3 protein-coding genes are annotated in these 4,722 nt (G+C 65.5%); all 3 read right to left on the bottom strand.

The window, feature by feature from the left end; genetic code table 11:
- Nucleotides 1-233: 233 nt before the first annotated feature.
- Complete coding sequence (locus V7080_RS24165; RefSeq protein ID WP_334190930.1) at nt 234-1,418, bottom strand: lipid-transfer protein; 1,185 nt, start codon at nt 1,416-1,418, stop codon at nt 234-236.
- Between the two features lie 154 nt (nt 1,419-1,572).
- Nucleotides 1,573-3,309, bottom strand: coding sequence for a tannase/feruloyl esterase family alpha/beta hydrolase (locus tag V7080_RS24160; RefSeq protein ID WP_334190929.1), 1,737 nt, complete (start codon nt 3,307-3,309; stop codon nt 1,573-1,575).
- Between the two features lie 158 nt (nt 3,310-3,467).
- A partial coding sequence (locus V7080_RS24155) for a TIGR03862 family flavoprotein (RefSeq protein ID WP_334190928.1) occupies nt 3,468-4,722 on the bottom strand: 1,255 nt, incomplete at its 5' end.

Here is a 4,722-nt window from a genome sequence, read left to right as displayed (position 1 = left end):
ATACCTGCAACCCTCTCCAGCCTTGTCAATAAAATTATTCCGGACACCAGTGCGCCTTCGCGGGAATGACAGGGATGATGCATTAACCGCAGATACCCTGTTGTTGTGGATTCCCCCCTTGTAGGGCACGTACCGGCTTGCAAGCAAATGTGCGCCTGAAAGGGCTAGGAACCTTACGAAAGCATGTTCAAACTATCGATCTCGAATGCCTTCTATAACAAAACCGCTCTCCATCACCCCGCCCGATACATCGTCACCACACACGCCCCACCCAGCCCGAGATTGTGCTGCAACCCAACCCGCGCGCCATCCACCTGCCGAGCCTCCGCCTTCCCGCGCAGCTGCTGCGTCAGTTCATAGCACTGCGCCAGGCCTGTCGCGCCGAGCGGATGCCCCTTTGACAGCAGGCCGCCGGACGGATTGGTGACGACCTTGCCGCCATAGGTGTTGTCGCCGTCATTGACAAACTTTTCCGCCCCGCCCGCCGGGCACAGGCCCAATGCTTCATAGGTAATCAGCTCGTTGTGCGCGAAGCAGTCGTGCAGCTCCACCACGTCGATGTCGTCGGGGCCGATGCCGGCTTCCGCGTACACCTTGGCCGCTGCTTCCGCCGCCATGTCGTAGCCGACCAGGCGCATCATGTCGTCCGACTCGAAGGTGCTCGGGCGGTCGGTGGTCATGGCCTGTGCGGCGATATAGACGCCGGTGTCGAGACCCTTCTCCTTCGCGAATCGTTCCGATACCAGCAGGGCCGCGGCTGCGCCGCAGGTCGGCGGGCAGGCCATCAGGCGCGTCATCACGCCTGGCCAGATCATCGGCGCATTCATGACCTCTTCCGCAGTGACTTCCTTGCGGAACAGCGCGAGCGGATTGTTGGCGGCATGCCGGCTGGCCTTGGCGCGGATCTTGGCGAAGGTCTCGAGGCGGGTGCCGTACTTGGTCATGTGGCTGAGCCCCGCGCCGCCGAAATAGCGCAATGCCAGCGGGATCTCGGGCATGCCGACCAGCTTGTCGGTGACGGCGTCGAAGTCATCGAACGGCGTCGGCCGATCCGGGAAGACCGCACCCAGCGCACCCGGGCTCATCTGCTCGAAGCCGAGCACCAGCACGCAGTCCGCCATCCCGCTCGCCACCGCTTGCCGCGCGAGGAACAATGCGGTCGATCCGGTGGAGCAATTGTTGTTGACGTTGATGACGGGGATGCCGGTCATGCCGAGCTGATACACCGCCTTCTGCCCGCTGGTCGAGTCGCCGTACACATAGCCGGCGTAGACCTGCTGCACGTCGTCATAGGCGAGGCCGGCATCTTCCAGCGCCAGCCGGCCGGCGGCGGCGCCCATCTGGTGGTAGGGCGCGCTGGCGCCGGGTTTGGCAAACGGGATCATGCCTACGCCGGATACATACACGTTACGGCTCATGCGGAACTCCTGAGATAAGGAAATGACGGGAATGTAAGACGGGCCGGCTGGATGCGCCGGCCCGTCTATTGTTGATGCGGTCAATTATAGGGAAAGCGGAGACGGACCGTGGAAGGACGCGGACGGATCCGCGTCATTCCTCCGCAAGGGCGGTTTATTGCGTCACGCAGCTGTAGCTGGCCGCCGCGTTGATATCGCCGGTGCCGCTGTAGCGCGGCCAGGCCGGGTACTCGCACAGCGGCCGGGTGCGGCCCGGCACGCCGGCGGTGTCGGTCACCACCTGGCTGGCCGGCGCGGTACCCCGTTCAACCCAGTTTTCCAGCGCCGTCAGCGAATCCCAGGACGCATTGAAGGTGGTGCTGACCGCATGGCCGTATGCCGGGATCTGGTAGTAGCGCATGAAGTTGTTGACCCGCGCCGTGCCCATGGTGGTGCGTACCCGTTCGAAGTACTGGGCGGTGGAACGGGAACTGACCAGCACGTCGTGCAGCCCGTGCGCCATCAGCACCTTGCCGCCTTTCGCTTCGAAGGCCGACAGGTCGGTGCGGTTGATGTCCTGGATCGCGGTCAGTTCGCTGATGCGTGCCGCCCACGGACCGGGATTTTGCGGGTCGAGCGCCAGCGAATTGAAGTTCGGGTCGCGGGTGACGAAGTACTTCACCCACTGGTCCCAGAACAGGGCCGCATAAGGCATGGACAGCGTGGCCGGCAATGCGGGCTGGACATCCCCGAGCGCCAGCGTGTTGACGGTGGGCTGCAGCGGGCTGGGGTTGGGCATGCCGAGGTCGGCGCCCCAGACGTTGAAGCCCGGATACTGGTTTTCGCCGCTGGCGAGCGGATAGCTGAAGGTAATCGGCTGGTTGAATACCCGCAACGAAGCGATCTGCGGATCCGACAGGCAGTTGTTGCCGCCCTCCCCGCCATCGGGACAACGCAGCGGCGCGCCGTTCAGCGTGGCGGTGGCCGGATCGAAGGTGGCATTGCAGGCGTCGACATTGCTGACGATGTTGTCAGCAGCGCCGTCGAGGGTGTCGCAGGCCTGCAGCGAGGCGGTGTACAACGCGAGCCGCTTCTCCCGGTTCGGGTAGCCGTTGGGGAGGGCCATCGTGCGCATCACGCGGCCGAGGGCCAGGTCCAGCGTCGCCGCATTCCATGCCGGATAAAGCACGATTGCGCCGTCGAAGTCCTGCGGCCATTTCTGCACCACCGCAAGCGCCTCGCGCCCGCCGGTGGAACCGCCTGCGAAATAGGTTCGCGTCGGGTTGGCGACGTTGTAGCGCTGGCGCAGCAGGTAGATTGCCGTGTCGCGGGTTTTCTTCAGGGCATCGGAGGAGAAGTTGTTCAGTGCTTCGTTGTTGGCGCCGAAGGAGCCTTCCCGCGTGCCGAAGGTGCCGGCGCCGGCCTGGTGCCCGGAATCGCTGGAGAAGGTGGCATACCCGCGTCCCTGCGGCGTCGGCTGGGTGGTCGGGCCGGCCGGCACGTTCTGGGCGGGACTCGGGATGTTGCCGTTGTAGCCTCCGCCGCCGAACATCATGGCCTTGTTGTTCCAGTTGGTCGGCAGGTTGAGCTGGAACTTGATCTTCGGCGCCGCCGGATCGACCGGGTTGATATCGCCGAGGACCCGGCAATGTTCGCCGATGGCGGTCGCGCCGGTGCCGGACGCCGCCACCACTTCGGTCGAGGTGACGACCGCGCCGGTGGTCGGCAGGCCGATCGATGCCGCCGGCACCGTCATGCCGTTGATCTGTGCGCAGGTCAGCGGTGGGGTCGGCGGCGGCGGCGCGGTGGCGACCGGTTCGTCATCGTCGTCACTGCCGCAGCCCGCCAGTCCGGCGATCAGAAGGGCGATGCCGAAATACGTTGCGCCGGGAAATCGGTTTCTTGTCTCCATTGCCTGCTCCTCGATATGGGATTGTCATGTTGTCGGTTGCAGGAAAACCGTCATTGCGCGAAGCAATTGTCCGCATGGTGACATTTTCGCCTGCTAACTTCACTATGTTCCCAAAGCAGGTATTCCGGAATGGAGGCAGCGCGCGGATTTGCGAATCGTCAAGCCGTGTTGCCGGAATGCTCACGGAGCCAGTCCAGCGCGCCGAGGCCCGCCGCGCGGCCGCTGGCAAAACAGGCGGTGAGCAGGTAGCCGCCGGTCGGCGCTTCCCAGTCGAGCATCTCGCCGGCGCAGAACAGGCCGGGCAGGTCCCGGATCATCAGCCGCCGGTCCAGCGCCTCGAAACGTACGCCGCCGGCGCTGCTGATGGCTTCGTCGATCGGACGGGTGGCAAGCAGCCGCAGCGGCAAGGCCTTGATCGCCGATGCCAGCCGCACCGGATCGGCATAGTCGTCGGCGCTGGCGCATTCGCGCAGCAGTCCGGCCTTTACACCGGCAATGCCGACACGGCTTTGCAGGTGACTCGCCATCGACCTTGAGCCGCGCGGATGCGCCACCTCGTCGGTGACCCGCTGCAGGCTTTTGCCGGGTGCCAGATCGATCGTGAGGACCGCGCTGCCGCTCGCTGCCAGCGTGTCGCGCAGGAAAGACGACAGCGCGTAGATGAGGCTGCCTTCCACGCCGGTGTCGGTGATCATGAATTCGCCCTGGCGTTGCAGCATGCCATTGCCGGCCGGATCGGGACACATGGCAACAACCAACTTGACCGGATGGCCGGCGAAGCGGCTGCGGAAGTGCTCACTCCAGCCGGTGTCGAAACCGCAGTTTGCGGGCTGCAGCGACGCAACAGGCACGCCCCTCGATGCGAGCAGCGGCACCCAGGCGCCATCCGACCCGAGCCGCGCCCAGCTCGCGCCGCCCAATGCGAGAATGACGGCATCCGCCTGCACGTCGACCTCGCCCGTCGGTGCGATGAAACGCAGCGCGCCCGGTTGCGGCGCGTTGTCCTGCCAGCCGATCCAGCGATGGCGCATATGAAAACGCACACCGGCTTCGCGCAGGCGATGCAGCCATGCACGCAGCAGCGGCGCCGCTTTCATGTCGGCCGGAAAGACCCGCTGCGATGTGCCGACGAAGGTATCGATGCCCAGTCCATGCACCCAGGCGCGCAGCGCATCGGGATCGAAGCCCTCGAGCAGCGGTTCGAGCATGGCTCGGCGTGGGCCGTAGCGTGAGCGGAACGCATCCGCCGGTTCCGCATGGGTGATATTCATGCCGCCCTTGCCCGCCAGCAGGAACTTGCGGCCGACCGATGGCATCGCATCGTACAGGTCGACCTGCGCGCCACCGGCCGCCAGCACTTCGGCGGCCATCAGGCCGGCCGGGCCGCCGCCGATGACGGCGACGCGGGCGGTG

The organism is Noviherbaspirillum sp. (genome assembly GCF_036846085.1).
GTDB lineage: Bacteria > Pseudomonadota > Gammaproteobacteria > Burkholderiales > Burkholderiaceae_D > Noviherbaspirillum.
The sequence above is the reverse complement of the archived record's forward strand: the minus strand, read 5'-3'. Positions and strand labels throughout refer to the sequence as shown.

Excerpts from the sequence above, each read along its gene's own strand:
- V7080_RS24165 (WP_334190930.1), bottom strand. The coding sequence starts at position 1,418 with ATGAGCCGTAACGTGTATGTATCCGGCGTAGGCATGATCCCGTTTGCC.
- V7080_RS24160 (WP_334190929.1), bottom strand. The coding sequence starts at position 3,309 with ATGGAGACAAGAAACCGATTTCCCGGCGCAACGTATTTCGGCATCGCC.